A 14,450-nucleotide genomic window follows, 5' to 3' on the forward strand; every position below is an offset into this window, starting at 1 on the left:
TGAGTTAACAGGCTGTCTGACGCATCAGCGGGTGATAGCGCCGGTCGAAATACACCAGTCCGTGGCTGTCGTCGTTACGTCGTAATGCAACGGCTTCACAAAACAAAATGTCGTGAGTGCCGACGCTGGTAATTTGCGTGACCTTGCAGTCAAACGACACCAGCGCATCTGTGAGGATCGGGGAGCCGGTGGCGAGACGCGCCCATTCGGCGGCGTCAAAGCGTTGCTCCATCGGCGTTTTGCCGCCGAATAAATTGGAGAGCGACTCATGGCAGTCTGCCAGCGTGTTGACGCACAGCACCTGATTCTGGGTGAATGCCGCGTGCACCGACGCCGAGCGGTTCAGGCACACCAGCAATGTCGGCGGCGTATCGGTAACGCTGCACACGGCGGAGGCGGTAAAGCCCGCCCGCCCGCCGGGGCCGTCGGTGGTGATAATGTTGACGGCGGAGCCGAGGCGCGCCATCGCATCGCGATACTCTTTTTTATCAACGGCGGCTTGCTTTTCAACGACGGCTTTCTTTTCAACGGCGGCGTTTTTATCAACGACAGCGATTTTTTCAGCAACAGGCATATCGGTTGCTGACAATGTGGCGTTCAGGGTTGATGGCATGGTCTGCTCCTCAGAATGAATCAGTGTGCTTACAGCACGCGACAGGCGCGGTCGAAATCAAGGCGCGGCGCGCGCGGATACACTTTGCTGCTGTCGCCGTAACCGATGTTGATCAGGAAATTGGATTTCCAGCCTTCCTGCGCCAGAAAGGTTTCATCGACCTTCGCGTTGTCAAAACCGGACATCGCGCCGGTGTCCAGCCCGAGCGAGCGACAGGCCATGATCAGATACGCGGCCTGCAAACTGCTGTTGCGAAATGCGGTGTCGTGCGCCAGTTGCGGGCTGGAGGTGAACCACGAACGGGCATCGCCGGACGGGTACAGTTCAGGCAGCAGTTCGTAGAACGCCGGATCCCAGGCAATGATCGCCGTCACTGGCGCACTCATGGTTTTTTTCAGATTACCGCTGGAAAGCGCCGGAGCCAGTTTCGCTTTGGCTTCCTGACTCTGAATAAATACGATGCGCACCGGGCTGCAGTTGGCCGAGGTCGGCCCCATGCGTGCCAGTTCATACAGCGTTTTCAGCTGTTCGCCGGTGACGGGTTGATCCAGCCAGCCGTTGTGGGTGCGGGCTTCGGTGAATAACGTTGCCAGTGCGCTGGCGGTTAATGCTTCGGCCATGATGTCTCCGTGGGCAGGTGGCCGGACGGCGTGGCAGGGTTTTGCGATGAATGCCGCCTCAGCCAGTCCAGTAAAATCGGGTTAAAGGTTTCCGGGTCGGTCACGCTCATTGCGTGGCCGCCGTAGAGCATGTGGATGTGTTCGCCGTGAGGCAGGCGGGAGGCGAGATCGGCAGATTGCGGCCACGGCACCAGCAAATCATCTTTACAGCTGAACGCCAGCGTCGGGGCGATCACCTGCCCGAGCGATTCCGTCAGGTCGGAAGCCATCAGCGCCTGCAGGCGGTGCAGCAGGTTTTCCATTCCCTGAAAATGCGCCACCTGATGCTGGCGCTCTTCCTGCAGTAAGGCTTCATTTTCAGAAAGCCAGTCGCCCGGATACAGAAACAGCGGCTGCGCCTGCACGTAGGCATCGACCCCGCTGTTGAGCAGCAAATTCTGCCGCACTTCAAAGCAGCGGCGGGTCTGGCTGTCGAGCCTGGTCCAGCCGTTAATCACCACCAAGCTTTGCAACAGCGCCGGATAACGCAGGGCAAGATGCAGGCCGATAATGCCGCCGAGCGCGTGCCCGACTAAATGGCAGCGGCTGATGTCCAGTTCATTGAGCATGCCCGCCAGTTCGTCGGCCATGTCTTCCATCCGGTAACCGGCGGGCACCGCGCCCTGACTGACGCCGGTGCCGTGCTGGTCGTACACCACCACGCGAAAATGCTCTGCCAGCATCGCCAGTTGCGGCTGCCAGAAGCCGCCGGAACCGCCCAGCCCCGAGGAGAGCACGACGGTTTCTGCATTCGCCTCTTTCTTACCTAATACCTTGTAATACATGCTGTTTCCTCAGGGTTTCAGGACGTGGCGGATTATTTGCCGATATGGGCAATCGAGGCGATTTCGATCAGCGCATCCGGTTTTACCAGCCCGCACTGAATGCAGAACCGCGCCGGTTTTTCGCCCGGAAAGTATTCGGCGTAAACCTGATTCACTGCGCCGTAGTTCGCCCAATCGGTGATGAAAATCGAATTCATGGTGACGTCATCCATCGTGCCGCCCGCGGTTTCGATCACGCTTTTGATGATCTCCAGCACATGACGGGTTTGCGCGGCAGCGTCGCCGATATGCACCACGTTATTGTCTTTATCAAACGGCAATGTACCGGAAACGTACACCACGCCATCGGCGAGGGTGCCCGGAACAAAAGGTGCCAGCGGAACGCCGCTGCCAGCCGGAATAATGGCGCTTTTAGGCATGTTTACTCATCCTTTTCAGAAAGCGGTCAGGCCGCGTTTTGTTCAGTTTTATAGCCCACCGCGTCGCAGAAATTGCGTACGCTGGACACCCAGCCAAAGAAGGTTTCAATGTTATAAATCGCTGCTTTCTGGGCGAATTCCGGGCCTGCCTGATGGGTCGCGTCTTCCAGCACCACGCCGAAATATTCGAGGAAGAACCCGTCGCGCAGGGTGGATTCGACGCACACGTTGGTGGCAATGCCGGTGAACACCAGATGATGGATGCCGTAACTGCGCAGCAGGCTGTCGAGCTGGGTATTAAAGAAGCCGCTGTAACGCGGTTTAGGCAGCACAATGTCGCCCGGCTGCGGCTGCAGTTCATCCACAAGGTCATAATCCCAGTCGCCTTTCGCCAGCAGTTTGCCCATCAGTTCAGGCCGCTTGCGCATGGTTTTCAGCGCATTGGATTTGTGGAAGTTCGGCGAACCGGCGCCTCCGGCTTCGACGTACTGATTGTCCCAGCCGTTCTGGAAGAAAATCACTTTGATCCCGGCGGCGCGGGCGGCAGCAATCGCCACTTTGATATTGGCAATCACCGGCGCGGTGGCGGAGACGTCAAAACCGGCCAGATCCAGATAACCGCCCTGTGAGGCGTAGGCGTTTTGCATATCCACCACAATCAGCGCCGTTTGCTGCGGCGTGAATGCAATGGCTTCAGGACGTGCTGTGAGGATCGTTTCCTCGCCGGTATTTTGGGGTTCGCGGCGGACCACGGTTTGATTCTCAACAACGTTCATCATGCGACCTCTTTATGCCCGATGCCGATGTGCTGGCGGGTTTTCATTAATGGCTGAATATAACGGCCAAAGTTTTCAATGCCTTCCACGAAATCGTCAAAGGTCAGCAGCACGCCACCGGCGCCGGGGACGGTGTCGATTTCGTCGAGCATTCTGGCGACGCTGGCGTAAGAACCGACCAGCGTGCCCATGTTGATGTTGACCGCCGAAGTCGGGTCAGCCATCTGGCGAACGTTGGTATCGGCTCCGGATTTGGTGTCTTTGCTGCTCTGGTCGGTGAGCCACGCCAGGGCATCCGCGTCGGCACCGGATTTGTACAACTCCCATTTGGCGCGGGCGGCGGCGTCGGTTTCGTCGGCAATCACCATAAACAGCACGTAAGAGGAGACATCGCGGTTTTCGGTTTCGGCCGCCGTTTTCATGCGCGCGGCGGTCGGCGCAAAGGCGGTCGGGGTATTGACGCCTTTGCCGAAGCAGAAGTTGAAATCGGCATGTTTGGCGGAGAAGGCCATACCGGCATCGCTTTGTCCGGCGCAGATGACTTTCATTTCGCTCTGCGGACGCGGGCTGACGCGGCAGTCGTCCATTTTGAAGAATTCGCCGTCCAGCGTGCAGTGGCCGGTGCCCCACAGGTCGCGCAGCACGCTGACGTATTCGGTCAGGTAGTCATAGCGGCGGGTGAAATAGTCATCGCCCGGCCACATGCCCATTTGCTCGTATTCCGGTTTCTGCCAGCCGGTGACGACGTTCACACCGAAACGGCCATTGGAGATGGAATCAATGGTGGCGGCCATGCGCGCGACGATCGCCGGTGGCATCACCAGCGTGGCGGCAGTGGCGTAAAGCTGAATGCGCGACGTCACGGCGGCAAGACCGGCCATCAGCGTGAACGACTCCATGTTGTGTTCCCAGAATTCGGTTTTACCGCCGAAGCCGCGCAGTTTGATCATCGAAAGCGCGAAATCAAAATGGTAGTGCTCCGCTTTCTGCACGATGGTTTTGTTCAGTTCGAAGGTTGGTTTGTACTGCGGCGCAGTTTCTGAAATTAACCAGCCGTTGTTGCCGATAGGAATAAAGACACCGATTTTCATAGCTCACCTCGATTGAAAATAATAAGTACCAAAACAAGGGCTTGCGAAAATCTCTGCGCGGCTTGAGTGCGTCCTGCGGGTTCCGAATTGCACCGTGCTGAAATCTCCTGACGGGAGAACTGTTGCAAAGGGGATGCCAGTTTTTTAATTGTTATTATTTTCAGTGGGTTAAAAAGGATCCTGACAGGCAGGTGGAGCAAATGGTCTGTTTCAGACCATTTGGTCAAAACAAACTGCACATAAATCAGGCAGGAATGTGCGGAAATGGTGCAAATTTGTTAAATTTATAACCCTTTGTGGTTATCTGGTATTAGATGGCTTGTTGCTTTTATCATCCCGACGCATAGCGATAGTCGCTGGTATCCCCATTTGTTATGATTTCTGCCTTGCCGTTTGTCTCAGGGAGACATTGTGAAGCCAATGGATGAACATCCGCTGTCTGCAGTCGGGGAAAGTAAACCCCGTAAAGCCGCGGCGAAAGCCCCCACCCGCCGCTCGCGTGCCGTCGCCGCCAAACGGGGCAATATCATGGCCGCCGCGCTGGAATTTTTTTCGTTGTACGGTATTCATGGCACCAGTCTGGATCAGGTGGCAGAGCGCGCGGACGTATCCAAAACCAATCTGCTCTATTACTTCCCGTCGAAAGAAGATTTGTATATCGCGGTGCTGAAAGGGTTGCTGGATATCTGGCTGGCGCCGCTGAAAGCCTTGCAGTCGGATCAGCATCCGCTGGAAGCCATCCGGGAATATATCCGCCTTAAGCTGTGCGTTTCGCGCGATCACCCGCAGGCGTCAAAGTTGTTTTGTCTGGAGATGGTGCAGGGTGCGCCGCTGCTGAAACAGGAACTGGGCGGCAGCCTGAAAACGCTGGTGGAAGATAAATCAGACGTGATCCGCGGCTGGATAAAAGCCGAATTGATCGCGCCGGTTGACCCGATGCAGCTGATATTTATTCTGTGGGCAACCACGCAGCATTACGCTGATTTCGGGGTGCAGGTGGAAGCCATTACCGGCAAAACGCTCAACGATCCTGACTTTTTCGAGCAGACCGTGAGTAACGTGCAGCGCATTATTACCGAAGGCATACAGCTTCGGGCTTAAAGAGGTCAGGATGGATTCGGTATCACAATTAGTATTGGGCGCGGCGGTCGGTATCGCGGTGATGGGCAAACGCACGCCCGTGTGGAAAGCGGCGCTGGCAGGCGCGGTGTGCGGCACTTTGCCCGATCTCGATGTGTTTTACGATCACGGTGACGCCATCAGCAATATGACAATGCACCGCACGGAAAGCCATGCGCTGTTTTATCTGACGCTGATTTCGCCGCTGCTGGCCTGGCTGATGGCAAAACTGTTCAGCGCCGGGCAGCATTTCAGGCACTGGTGGGGCGCGGTCTGGCTGGCATTGATCACCCATCCGCTGCTGGATCTGATGACTGTGTACGGTACTCAGCTCGGCCTGCCGTTCACGAATTATCCTTTTGCGGTCGGCAGTATTTTTATCATCGACCCGCTCTATACGCTGCCGTTGATCATCGGCGTCGGGCTGGCGCTGTATCGCGAGCAGCAGCGCGGGATCATGTGGAATAACGTACTGCTGGGCGTCAGTTGTTTATATCTGGCCTGTACCGTGGTCGAGCAGCATCAGGTGACGCGCCACGTGGGCGAGGAACTGCAACGTCAGAACATTGAAAGCACGCAGGTACTGGTGACGCCCACACCGCTCAATACGCTGGTGTGGCGGGTTGTGGTGATGAATAAAGACAGTTATGGCGAAGGCTTTACCTCGCTGCTGCACCCGGATTCGCCGATCCGTTTCCGCTTTTATCCACGCGGTGAAGCCTTGTATGAAGCGCATAAAGATAATGCATTTATGGCCCGCGTCGCCTGGTTCAGCCACGGGTTCTTCAGCGTAAAAGAGCAGGGCGGGCATATTCTGGTCAGCGACTTACGCATGGGCCAGGAGCCGGATTACAGCTTTGTGTTCGATCTCGGTGACATGAAAGCCGGTGCAGCACCTGAGCTGCCGGTGAAAGTGGCCTCAGCCAGACCCTCGGCCACAAAAATGTGGCAACAGTTCAGGCAGGCGCTGGACGTTGAGTGATCCGCACTAAAAAACAAAGGAGCCAAAAGGCTCCTTTGTTACATCAGGACATTGTTCAGGCTTTCCGGCAGCGCAACCAATATCCGATACCCAAAATGACAAACCACAATGGCGTGACGATCAGCGCCTGACGGGTGTCATCCTGCAGGGTCAGCAGCACCAGCACGCAGGCGAAGAACGCCATACAGACCCAGCACATCACTTTACCCAGCGGCATTTTGTAGATTGACGCTTCGTGCAGTTGCGGACGTTTACGGCGGTAGACCAGATAAGAGCAGAGGATGATGGTCCAGACGAACATAAACAGAATCGCCGAAACGGTGGTCACCAGCGTAAAGACGGTCATCACGTTTGGGATCAGATAAATCAGCACCACACCGCCAAGCAGGCAGATACAGGAGAAGGTCAGGCCGTTTGACGGCACCGCGCGCGATGACAGTTTGCCAAACGCCTTCGGCGCATTGCCTTCCTGTGCCAGGCCGAACAACATGCGGCTGGTGGAGAACACGCCGCTGTTAGCGGACGACGCCGCCGACGTCAGCACCACAAAGTTGATGATGCTCGCCGCCGCCGGAAGACCGGCCAGCACGAACAGTTCAACAAACGGACTTTTATCGGCAACCACGTGGCTCCACGGCGTGACAGACATAATCATGATCAGCGAGAACACGTAGAACATGATGATGCGCAGCGGGATGGCGTTGATGGCGCGTGGCAGCGATTTCTGCGGATCTTTGGTTTCGGCAGCAGTAGTCCCGACCAGTTCGATACCAACAAACGCGAACACGGCTATCTGGAAACCGGCGAAGAAGCCGCTGATGCCTTTCGGGAAGAAGCCGCCGTCATTCCACAGATTGCTGAAAGAGGCGACGGTGCCCGCGGGCGTCTGGAAGTGGGTCAGTACCATCACCAGCCCGGCGATAATCAGCCCGACAATGGCGACGATTTTGATCATCGCGAACCAGAACTCCATCTCGCCAAACATTTTTACGGTAGCGAGATTCAGGCTGAGTAACAGCAAAACGCATAACAGCGAGGCTATCCACTGGGAAAGTCCGGGGAACCAGAATTGTGCGTAGGCGGTGATCGCCACCACGTCCGCAATGCCGGTCACCACCCAGCAGAACCAGTAGGTCCAGCCGGTGAAATACCCGGCCCATGGGCCAAGCAGATCGGCGGCAAAATCGCTGAAGGATTTGTATTCGAGGTTGGACAGCAGCAGTTCGCCCATCGCGCGCATCACGAAAAACAGCATAAAGCCGATGATCATGTAGACGAAGATGATAGACGGACCAGCCAGGCTGATGGTTTTTCCGGAGCCCATAAACAGACCCGTACCAATGGCGCCACCGATGGCAATCAGCTGAATATGCCGGTTGGAGAGATTGCGACGCAGACCTTCCGCGTTCTCTTCCTCCGGCTTAGCGAGGATTTTTGACTCTTCTTGCATGTTGTATTGATTCCTGTTTTTTTGCTTTTTGCGTATGAACTCCGCCATATCGCCTTTATTTCAACAAATTATGTTTTAAACCGTTGTTAATTTGACCGGCACTGGAACGACAGCGACGGGCTGACGATGTAATAGTAATGTTAAGCGCGCATTTATTATAACGGGCATGAAAAATGCCAATCGAAGAAATGTATCGTAATTTTTACATCGAGGATAACCGCGTGTTAAATAATCAGATGAGCGTGACTGCGGGGGAATAATAACGCTTTTAGGTGTGATGGGCTTCACAAATTTACGCGAGAATAACGGCAAAGAAAGTAAGGATAAGCGTTTGACATCACCGCTCAAGAGGCGAATAATCCGTCCCGTTGGGTCGTTAGCTCAGTTGGTAGAGCCGTTGACTCTTAATCAATTGGTCGCTGGTTCGAACCCAGCACGACCCACCAACATTCAGTAAATCAACGTGATAGATTTCCCCTCCGATCTTAAATTTTTATCTCTCTCTGCCTTTTTCTTGACCCTTTCAGCAGGCAATGCCTGAAAAAAATCATGCCGCCTTTATCGCGTATAAATAAGCGCTGAGCGCGAGCGTTAATTGTAAATCGTGGAATAAGATTATTTGTCGTGTTGACGCGAAATACAGAGGGGGAAATAACAGGGAGCGGTGCGTCAGGCCTCAATGTCTGAGGCCGGAACATTCTCTTTCGGATAGAAAAAATTAATACATAATTGTCGTATTAGGCTTATTACCATTTTTAAGTTGTTTTTGTACCCGCATGCACAGGCTGAAAATCAGCAGGTGAACGTGAGTGATAAAAGCACGTTCTTCAGTAAACTTGCTGCTGCGGAAAACCACCATTTCTGAACGGTTTTGTTTGGCCACCAGCAGCTCAATGCCTTTTTCGCGGAACTCGTCTTCATACGTCTTTACGATCCCGGCGGGTGCGATAAGTGTGTAGCTGTACATAGGTGATTCCTGAATCTGAAGTGAACGTCGGGTCGGATAACTCTTAATTAGAGTATCAAATACGAGTGGATGGTGATTAGCAATTCGGGTGGCTGATTTTCGTACGAACATCACAGATTTGTCCCGGTTTTCGGGCTTCTCATTCCTGCCTGCCGAACTCCCACCGGTTTTTGTTGCCCGCGCCGCGCACGCTGCTATCATTCGTGCATAAACTCAGGGAGATAACGATGAAAAAAACACTGGTGGCCTTGGCTGCTTTACTCTTAGCCGGGTGCGCAAGCAATCCTTATGAACCGACCCTTCAGGTCAAATCCTCTTTCGCCAATGCCAGCACCAAGGCACCGGAAGGGCAAACGCACATCAGATTGCATCGCATCGATCAGTGGTCAATGATCCCGTTTGAAAAAACCTGCCCGCTGATTGTGATTCTCGATGGTCAGACCGTGGCTTCTCTGCATTTCAATCAGTTCGTGGACCTGAATGTGCCGAATGGTATGCGCAAGGTTGAAGTCCGTCTTGCCTGCGCGCTGACCAAAACCACCGGCGCCATCACAGTGGATGCGAAGGGGCAGAGCGTTGATCTTGAAACTGACCGCAGCATTTTTGGCACCTACAATATTCGTCTTAAAAGCGGCCAGTAACCGCTCAGCAGAGGATATAAAAAAACCGCCGCGGCGGTTTTTTTGTTTTTGAGGCGAAGGGCACAATCAAATATAAGGTTTCGACCATTCCAGAATCTGATCGTGTTGCAGCGGACGCGAATAGTAAAACCCTTGCACGGAATCACATTGCAGCTCTTCCAGACAACGCAGCGTGTCATTGTCTTCCACGCCTTCGGCGACCACGTGATAGCTGAGCGCGTGCGCCATATCAATCATCGATTTCACGATGACTTTGCTTTTACTGTCGCGGCTGATGCCCTGAATCAGTGACTGATCCAGTTTGAGGGTATCCGCCGGTATTTTTTGCAGGTAATTCAGGTTGCTGTAGCCGGAGCCGAAATCATCCAGCGCGATGCTGATGCCCATGTGCCGCAGGGCGTCGAGGGAGGCAACGGCGTGAGGATTATTCATCAGTGTCTGGGTTTCCAGACACTCAATTTCCAGCATGGAGGGCGAAACCTGATGCAGGATCAGCGCGGTATGAATACGCTGAACCAAATCCTGTTCCACCAGGTTATTGGCGGTCAGATTAATCGATACCTGAATTTGTGCACCGCGCTTTTGCCACTCGGCAATCTGCCTCACCGCCTGCGTAATCACCCAGTTCGTCAGCGGAGTGATAAGCGGCGTTTTTTCTGCCAGAGGAATAAATTCTGAGGGCGAAATGATGCCGAGCGTCGGATGATGCCAGCGGATTAACGCTTCGACGCCGTGGAATTTTTTATCCGCCAGCCGGATTTTTGGCTGATAGAGCAGATGAAAATCCTCGCATGAAGACACCGTCGCCATCAAATCATTGAGCAGATTAAACGCACGCAACTGAATCACATCAGATTCGTGCTGGTACGGCATCACCAGACGGTTGTGGCTTATCGCCTCATGCAGCGAAGACATGCCTTGTCGCATGATGGTTTCGGCGCACTCAGAGGTGGACGAAAATACCGTGTAACCGGCGTGGAGCCGCACGTTAATCGGGATGTCGCTGGTAATGCTTTGCTGAATTTTGGTCGCGGCGATTTCCAGTTGCCTGAACGTCTCTTCCTGTTCATCCAGCCGTTTGATAAGGGCGAAACGCCCGAGCATCAGGCTGTAAACTTTGTCGTTCTCGTTAAGCTCCGTGCGCAAAAATGATCCGACATCTTTCAGAATATTTTCGACTTTCGGAATGCCGATCGCACGGCCGATATCGTAGGCATACAAGGTGTCGAGCGTGTCGATCAGAATCAGCAAATAAGGCGTGTGATCAGAGGTTTTGATAAGCGTTGCGATGTCTTCCATCAATCGCTGGCGATTGGGCAGACGCGTCACGATATCCGTAAAACCGACGGAGCTGCGTGATTCAATAATATCGATGACGATGGCCGCGAGATCGGACAACATCTCGATCTCCTGCACGGTGAAATCGCGCGGCTGATTATCAATCAGGCACAGGCTGCCGATGGCAAACCCTTTGCGGGTGATCAGCGGCGCACCGGCGTAAAAACGCATACCTTTTTCGGCGGTGACCAGCGGATTGTCACTGAAACGCGGATCTTGTTCCGCATCGTTCACCACCATTACGGAGGCAGAACGAATGGTGTGATCGCAAAAGGCGATATCACGCGCCGTCTGGCTGATGGCCATATTGGTCTTTGATTTGAACCACTGGCGATGTTCGTCCACCAGGGTAATCAGGCACATCGGGATATCAAAAATCTGTTGGGTAAGGCGGGTAATCAGATCTAGCACTTCATCCGGATTGCTGTCCGCAATATTGAGGTTTTGCAGCGCCGAGAGCCGTTTTTTTTCGTTTAGATTCAGAACCCTTTTCATTCTGTACGACCTCTGATCGCCAACCTGGACGCGTTTAGTTATGCACTATAGCGTGAGTCTCATTCATTTATCATTTTCTTTTGTCCGTTTTGCGAGGGTTGCTGTCAGTTAGTCAGGCGCAGAAAGATAGCGTTTGCGTACTATGGATTTAACACAAGATTAACGCTGCCCACATGATAAAAGGAGAATCGTATGTTAAACGACCCGTCGCAAAAATATCGCCCCTTCCCGCAGGTGAATTTACCCGACCGCCAGTGGCCGGGAAAGGTACTCGATAAGTCCCCGCAATGGTGTTCAAGCGATCTGCGTGACGGCAATCAGGCACTCGCAGAACCGATGGATAATGCGCGTAAACGTCAGTTTTTTGATTTGCTGGTGAAATGTGGTTTTAAGCAGATTGAGGTGGCGTTTCCCTCGGCTTCGCAAACCGATTTCGATTTTGTTCGCGGGCTGATTGAAGACAAATTAATTCCGGATGACGTGGTGATTCAGGTGCTGACACCTTCGCGGCCAGATCTGATTGCCCGTACTTTTGAAGCGCTGAAGGACGTACCGCGCGCAATCGTGCATTTATATAACGCCACTGCGCCGGTGTTTCGCGAAGTGGTTTTCAATCAGGATCAGGCAGCCACGCGCGATCTGGCCGTTCGCGGCGCGCAGCAAATCCGTCAGCTTTGTGAGCAATATCCACAGACGAATTGGACGTTTGAATATTCCCCGGAAACCTTCTGCTTTACCGAACTGGAGTTTGCGCTGGAAGTGTGCGAAGCGGTAGCCGATGTCTGGGAACCGGGCACGTCACGGCCAATGATCATTAATTTGCCGGCCACCGTCGAAGTCAGCACTCCGAATATTTATGCCGATCAAATTGAATGGTTCTGCCGTCATTTCAGCCGTCGCGGGCAGGTTTCCATCAGCGTGCATCCGCATAATGATCGGGGAACCGGCGTCGCCTGTGCCGAGCTGGCAATGCTGGCGGGTGCCGATCGCGTCGAAGGCTGTTTGTTTGGCAATGGCGAGCGCACCGGGAATGTGGATATCGTGACGCTGGCGCTGAACCTCTATACGCAGGGCGTCGCGCCGCAGCTGGATTTCAGCAATTTACAGGCGATTGTCGAGGCGGTGGAAGAGTGTAATCAGTTGCCGGTTCACCCGCGCCACCCTTATGCCGGTGAGCTGGTGTTTACCGCGTTTTCCGGATCGCATCAGGACGCCATCAAAAAAGGCTTTGCTGCGCAGAAAACCGCAGAAAATGCGGTGTGGCGCGTGCCTTATCTGCCGCTGGATCCCGCAGATGTCGGTTGCAGTTACGAAGCGGTGATCCGCGTAAACAGTCAGTCTGGGAAAAGCGGTGCGGCATGGTTACTCGAGCAGAATCATGGCCTGAAACTGCCGCGCGGCCTGCAAATTGATTTCAGTAAAGCCGTACAGAGGGATACGGATACGCACGGCAAGGAAATGAGCACCAGCGATATCTGGCGGCTGTTCCGTCAGCGCTACGGCCTGACCGAGCAACCGGTGGTGAAACTGCTGAGTTATGACATCCGCAGCGATGAGCAGAACGTTTGTCATTTCAACGCGCGTATCCGTTACCGCAATGAAGAGCAGAATATTACCGGCAGCGGCAACGGGTTGTTGTCAGGCGCAGTGGATGCGTTACGCCGTAGTTACGACATTCAGCTCGAGATTGGTGATTATCACGAGCATACGTTAGGGCATCAGAGCCACAGCCGGGCCGTGGCTTATGTGAGTTGTCAGGGTAAGCATGGGGAAACGTGCTACGGCGTGGGCATCGACAGTGATGTGTCCAGCGCATCTTTGCAGGCGCTGTTTAATGCGGCGGGCGGGATTCTGGCTGACTAAAATACTCACTCGGCGAAACGCCCAGCGAACGACGAAACATTGCACTGAAGGCGCTCGGGCTGTCATAGCCGAGCGCCAGCGCCACATCAATCACTGAATTTCCTGCCGCTAATTGCTGAAGCGCCTCGAGCAATTTAGCCTGACGCACCCAGTCACTGAAACGCAGACCGGTTTCGCGCTGAAAACGGCGGGAAAGCGTGCGGCTGCTGATGTTGAGGCGTTGCGCGACATCCTCCAGCTCCCATGATGCACTCAGATCACGGCAAATATGCTGGCTCAGCGCCAGCAGTTCCGGCTCTTGCGGTTCAGGTAAATGCAGTGGCAGCGTCGGCAAGAGACGCAGTTCATCAAGCAGTAATTCCATGATGCGTTCATCACGGCCACCGGGCAGGTAGTCTGAAGGAAGGGTCAGCGAGACGAGAATGAGTTCACGCAGCAGCGGAGAAATCTGGACCACCTGACACTGAGCCGGTAAATCGGCGCGTGCCAGCGGATCGACGAAGAGAGTGCGGGCTTTTACGCCCCCGATAAAACGCAGACTGTGTTCAACGTGCGCGGGTAACCAAACGCCGCGCCCCGGCGGAACCATCCAGGTGCCGAGCGCGGTATGCACTTCAACAACGCCACACAACGTATGGATCAGTTGCGAGCAGTTATGGCTGTGCGCAGGTTCGCTGTCGCCATGCTGATAATCAATGGCCAGCGGCACAATGGCCTGATACGGGGCGAGAACGTTATAATGCATGAATCAGTGATGTTTCTGGTTCTTAGCGTCTTCAACAGCCTGTTTTGCTTCTTCTGCCGCCTGTTGAATTTCTTCTTCAGTCAGTTGTTCTGAGACTTCAATCAGTTCTGCAAGGCCGTCGCTAACGTGAACGTCGTCAGCTTTACTTTTGTTTTCTTTATTATTTTCGCTCATAACCGTTGTCCTGATGAAATGATAAGAGGGCGTAATTATAGCAGATTTCGTGCGGGGACGCGCTGGAAAGGCGGAGTCCGTCGGGCGACAGACTCCGGGAAAACATTACTGGCGGTAAGCGAATTTGATTTGTTGCAGGGAGTTTCTGAAGATTTCTGCCTGTTGTTCATCTTCCATCTGCGCAGCGTATTTTTCCATGTTCAACATGACCTTACCGGCATCAGCCTGACCGATAGCTTTCAAAATCAGGGTCAGAGTGGCTTTCAGGCAGGCAACTTCTGTCGCCAGGGTTTCAACGTTTGCTTCAGTGGTAAAATCGCAGTTACTCATTAT

General features: G+C 54.0%; 16 protein-coding genes and 1 tRNA gene. 5 read left to right on the forward strand and 12 right to left on the reverse strand.

Features of this window, described 5'->3' with window-relative positions; genetic code table 11:
- Nucleotides 1-4 precede the first annotated feature (4 nt).
- The 6 genes from rutF to rutA are packed head-to-tail and all read right to left on the reverse strand — an operon-like array spanning nucleotide 5 to nucleotide 4,343.
- Nucleotides 5-613: an NADH-dependent FMN reductase RutF gene (gene rutF / locus ABSH60_RS16595; RefSeq protein ID WP_390974862.1), complete on the reverse strand. Its 609-nt coding sequence runs from the start codon at nucleotides 611-613 to the stop codon at nucleotides 5-7.
- Nucleotides 614-642: 29 nt separating this feature from the next.
- Nucleotides 643-1,233: a malonic semialdehyde reductase gene (locus ABSH60_RS16600; protein WP_390974864.1), complete on the reverse strand. Its 591-nt coding sequence runs from the start codon at nucleotides 1,231-1,233 to the stop codon at nucleotides 643-645.
- On the reverse strand, nucleotides 1,218-2,057 hold the full coding sequence (gene rutD, locus ABSH60_RS16605) for a pyrimidine utilization protein D (RefSeq protein WP_390974866.1): 840 nt from the start codon (nucleotides 2,055-2,057) through the stop codon (nucleotides 1,218-1,220). The genes ABSH60_RS16600 and rutD overlap by 16 nt, the downstream gene beginning before the upstream one ends.
- A 32-nt stretch (nucleotides 2,058-2,089) precedes the next feature.
- Nucleotides 2,090-2,476 carry a pyrimidine utilization protein C gene (gene rutC / locus ABSH60_RS16610; RefSeq protein WP_056778574.1) on the reverse strand — a complete coding sequence of 129 codons (387 nt, stop codon included), beginning with the start codon at nucleotides 2,474-2,476 and terminating at the stop codon, nucleotides 2,090-2,092.
- 26 nt (nucleotides 2,477-2,502) lie between these two features.
- Nucleotides 2,503-3,255, reverse strand: a complete 753-nt coding sequence (gene rutB / locus ABSH60_RS16615; protein WP_181955514.1) for a pyrimidine utilization protein B — start codon at nucleotides 3,253-3,255, stop codon at nucleotides 2,503-2,505.
- A complete protein-coding gene (rutA, locus tag ABSH60_RS16620) occupies nucleotides 3,252-4,343 on the reverse strand; it encodes a pyrimidine utilization protein A (RefSeq protein WP_056778579.1) in 1,092 nt (363 codons plus the stop codon). The genes rutB and rutA overlap by 4 nt, the downstream gene beginning before the upstream one ends.
- 411 nt (nucleotides 4,344-4,754) lie before the next feature.
- Between rutA and rutR the strand changes: the two genes are divergently transcribed.
- Nucleotides 4,755-5,444 carry an HTH-type transcriptional regulator RutR gene (gene rutR, locus ABSH60_RS16625; protein WP_217204837.1) on the forward strand — a complete coding sequence of 230 codons (690 nt, stop codon included), beginning with the start codon at nucleotides 4,755-4,757 and terminating at the stop codon, nucleotides 5,442-5,444.
- Between the two features lie 10 nt (nucleotides 5,445-5,454).
- Entirely contained in the window at nucleotides 5,455-6,444 is a 990-nt protein-coding gene (locus ABSH60_RS16630) for a metal-dependent hydrolase (RefSeq protein WP_390974870.1), read from the forward strand.
- Between the two features lie 55 nt (nucleotides 6,445-6,499).
- On the opposite strand, the gene cycA is transcribed toward ABSH60_RS16630, so the two are convergent.
- A complete protein-coding gene (gene cycA, locus ABSH60_RS16635) occupies nucleotides 6,500-7,894 on the reverse strand; it encodes a D-serine/D-alanine/glycine transporter (protein ID WP_390974872.1) in 1,395 nt (464 codons plus the stop codon).
- Nucleotides 7,895-8,264: 370 nt separating this feature from the next.
- Here cycA and ABSH60_RS16640 point away from each other — a divergent pair.
- Nucleotides 8,265-8,340 (forward strand) — tRNA-Lys (locus tag ABSH60_RS16640).
- 272 nt (nucleotides 8,341-8,612) lie between these two features.
- Here the strand turns inward: ABSH60_RS16640 and ABSH60_RS16645 are convergent.
- Nucleotides 8,613-8,861 carry a hypothetical protein gene (locus tag ABSH60_RS16645; RefSeq protein WP_056778590.1) on the reverse strand — a complete coding sequence of 83 codons (249 nt, stop codon included), beginning with the start codon at nucleotides 8,859-8,861 and terminating at the stop codon, nucleotides 8,613-8,615.
- A gap of 227 nt (nucleotides 8,862-9,088) precedes the next feature.
- Here ABSH60_RS16645 and ABSH60_RS16650 point away from each other — a divergent pair, with 227 nt between their 5' ends.
- Nucleotides 9,089-9,502: a hypothetical protein gene (locus ABSH60_RS16650; RefSeq protein WP_056778592.1), complete on the forward strand. Its 414-nt coding sequence runs from the start codon at nucleotides 9,089-9,091 to the stop codon at nucleotides 9,500-9,502.
- Nucleotides 9,503-9,568: 66 nt separating this feature from the next.
- Here ABSH60_RS16650 and ABSH60_RS16655 read toward each other — a convergent pair whose 3' ends face one another.
- Nucleotides 9,569-11,335, reverse strand: coding sequence for an EAL domain-containing protein (locus ABSH60_RS16655; RefSeq protein WP_390974874.1), 1,767 nt, complete (start codon nucleotides 11,333-11,335; stop codon nucleotides 9,569-9,571).
- A 192-nt stretch (nucleotides 11,336-11,527) separates the two neighbouring features.
- Between ABSH60_RS16655 and leuA the strand changes: the two genes are divergently transcribed.
- Complete coding sequence (gene leuA, locus ABSH60_RS16660) at nucleotides 11,528-13,198, forward strand: 2-isopropylmalate synthase (RefSeq protein WP_390974876.1); 1,671 nt, start codon at nucleotides 11,528-11,530, stop codon at nucleotides 13,196-13,198.
- Here the strand turns inward: leuA and ABSH60_RS16665 are convergent.
- The 3 genes from ABSH60_RS16665 to ABSH60_RS16675 all read right to left on the reverse strand — a co-directional run bounded on the left by ABSH60_RS16665 (nucleotide 13,167) and on the right by ABSH60_RS16675 (nucleotide 14,447).
- Nucleotides 13,167-13,943, reverse strand: coding sequence for a helix-turn-helix transcriptional regulator (locus ABSH60_RS16665; RefSeq protein ID WP_056778600.1), 777 nt, complete (start codon nucleotides 13,941-13,943; stop codon nucleotides 13,167-13,169). The genes leuA and ABSH60_RS16665 overlap by 32 nt on opposite strands.
- A 3-nt stretch (nucleotides 13,944-13,946) precedes the next feature.
- On the reverse strand, nucleotides 13,947-14,117 hold the full coding sequence (locus ABSH60_RS16670; protein ID WP_162997847.1) for a hypothetical protein: 171 nt from the start codon (nucleotides 14,115-14,117) through the stop codon (nucleotides 13,947-13,949).
- A 105-nt stretch (nucleotides 14,118-14,222) separates the two neighbouring features.
- Nucleotides 14,223-14,447, reverse strand: coding sequence for a DUF2594 family protein (locus tag ABSH60_RS16675; RefSeq protein WP_056778602.1), 225 nt, complete (start codon nucleotides 14,445-14,447; stop codon nucleotides 14,223-14,225).
- Nucleotides 14,448-14,450: the final 3 nt, after the last annotated feature.

Source organism: Rahnella sp. R3(2024) (assembly GCF_042920125.1).
In the GTDB taxonomy this organism is placed as follows: domain Bacteria; phylum Pseudomonadota; class Gammaproteobacteria; order Enterobacterales; family Enterobacteriaceae; genus Rahnella; species Rahnella rivi.

Excerpts from the sequence above, each read along its gene's own strand:
- ABSH60_RS16630 (WP_390974870.1), top strand. The coding sequence starts at position 5,455 with ATGGATTCGGTATCACAATTAGTATTGGGCGCGGCGGTCGGTATCGCG.
- ABSH60_RS16675 (WP_056778602.1), bottom strand. The coding sequence starts at position 14,447 with ATGAGTAACTGCGATTTTACCACTGAAGCAAACGTTGAAACCCTGGCG.
- rutD (WP_390974866.1), bottom strand. The coding sequence starts at position 2,057 with ATGTATTACAAGGTATTAGGTAAGAAAGAGGCGAATGCAGAAACCGTC.
- ABSH60_RS16655 (WP_390974874.1), bottom strand. The coding sequence starts at position 11,335 with ATGAAAAGGGTTCTGAATCTAAACGAAAAAAAACGGCTCTCGGCGCTG.
- rutC (WP_056778574.1), bottom strand. The coding sequence starts at position 2,476 with ATGCCTAAAAGCGCCATTATTCCGGCTGGCAGCGGCGTTCCGCTGGCA.
- rutB (WP_181955514.1), bottom strand. The coding sequence starts at position 3,255 with ATGATGAACGTTGTTGAGAATCAAACCGTGGTCCGCCGCGAACCCCAA.
- ABSH60_RS16650 (WP_056778592.1), top strand. The coding sequence starts at position 9,089 with ATGAAAAAAACACTGGTGGCCTTGGCTGCTTTACTCTTAGCCGGGTGC.
- rutF (WP_390974862.1), bottom strand. The coding sequence starts at position 613 with ATGCCATCAACCCTGAACGCCACATTGTCAGCAACCGATATGCCTGTT.
- ABSH60_RS16645 (WP_056778590.1), bottom strand. The coding sequence starts at position 8,861 with ATGTACAGCTACACACTTATCGCACCCGCCGGGATCGTAAAGACGTAT.
- cycA (WP_390974872.1), bottom strand. The coding sequence starts at position 7,894 with ATGCAAGAAGAGTCAAAAATCCTCGCTAAGCCGGAGGAAGAGAACGCG.
- ABSH60_RS16670 (WP_162997847.1), bottom strand. The coding sequence starts at position 14,117 with ATGAGCGAAAATAATAAAGAAAACAAAAGTAAAGCTGACGACGTTCAC.
- ABSH60_RS16665 (WP_056778600.1), bottom strand. The coding sequence starts at position 13,943 with ATGCATTATAACGTTCTCGCCCCGTATCAGGCCATTGTGCCGCTGGCC.
- leuA (WP_390974876.1), top strand. The coding sequence starts at position 11,528 with ATGTTAAACGACCCGTCGCAAAAATATCGCCCCTTCCCGCAGGTGAAT.
- ABSH60_RS16600 (WP_390974864.1), bottom strand. The coding sequence starts at position 1,233 with ATGGCCGAAGCATTAACCGCCAGCGCACTGGCAACGTTATTCACCGAA.
- rutA (WP_056778579.1), bottom strand. The coding sequence starts at position 4,343 with ATGAAAATCGGTGTCTTTATTCCTATCGGCAACAACGGCTGGTTAATT.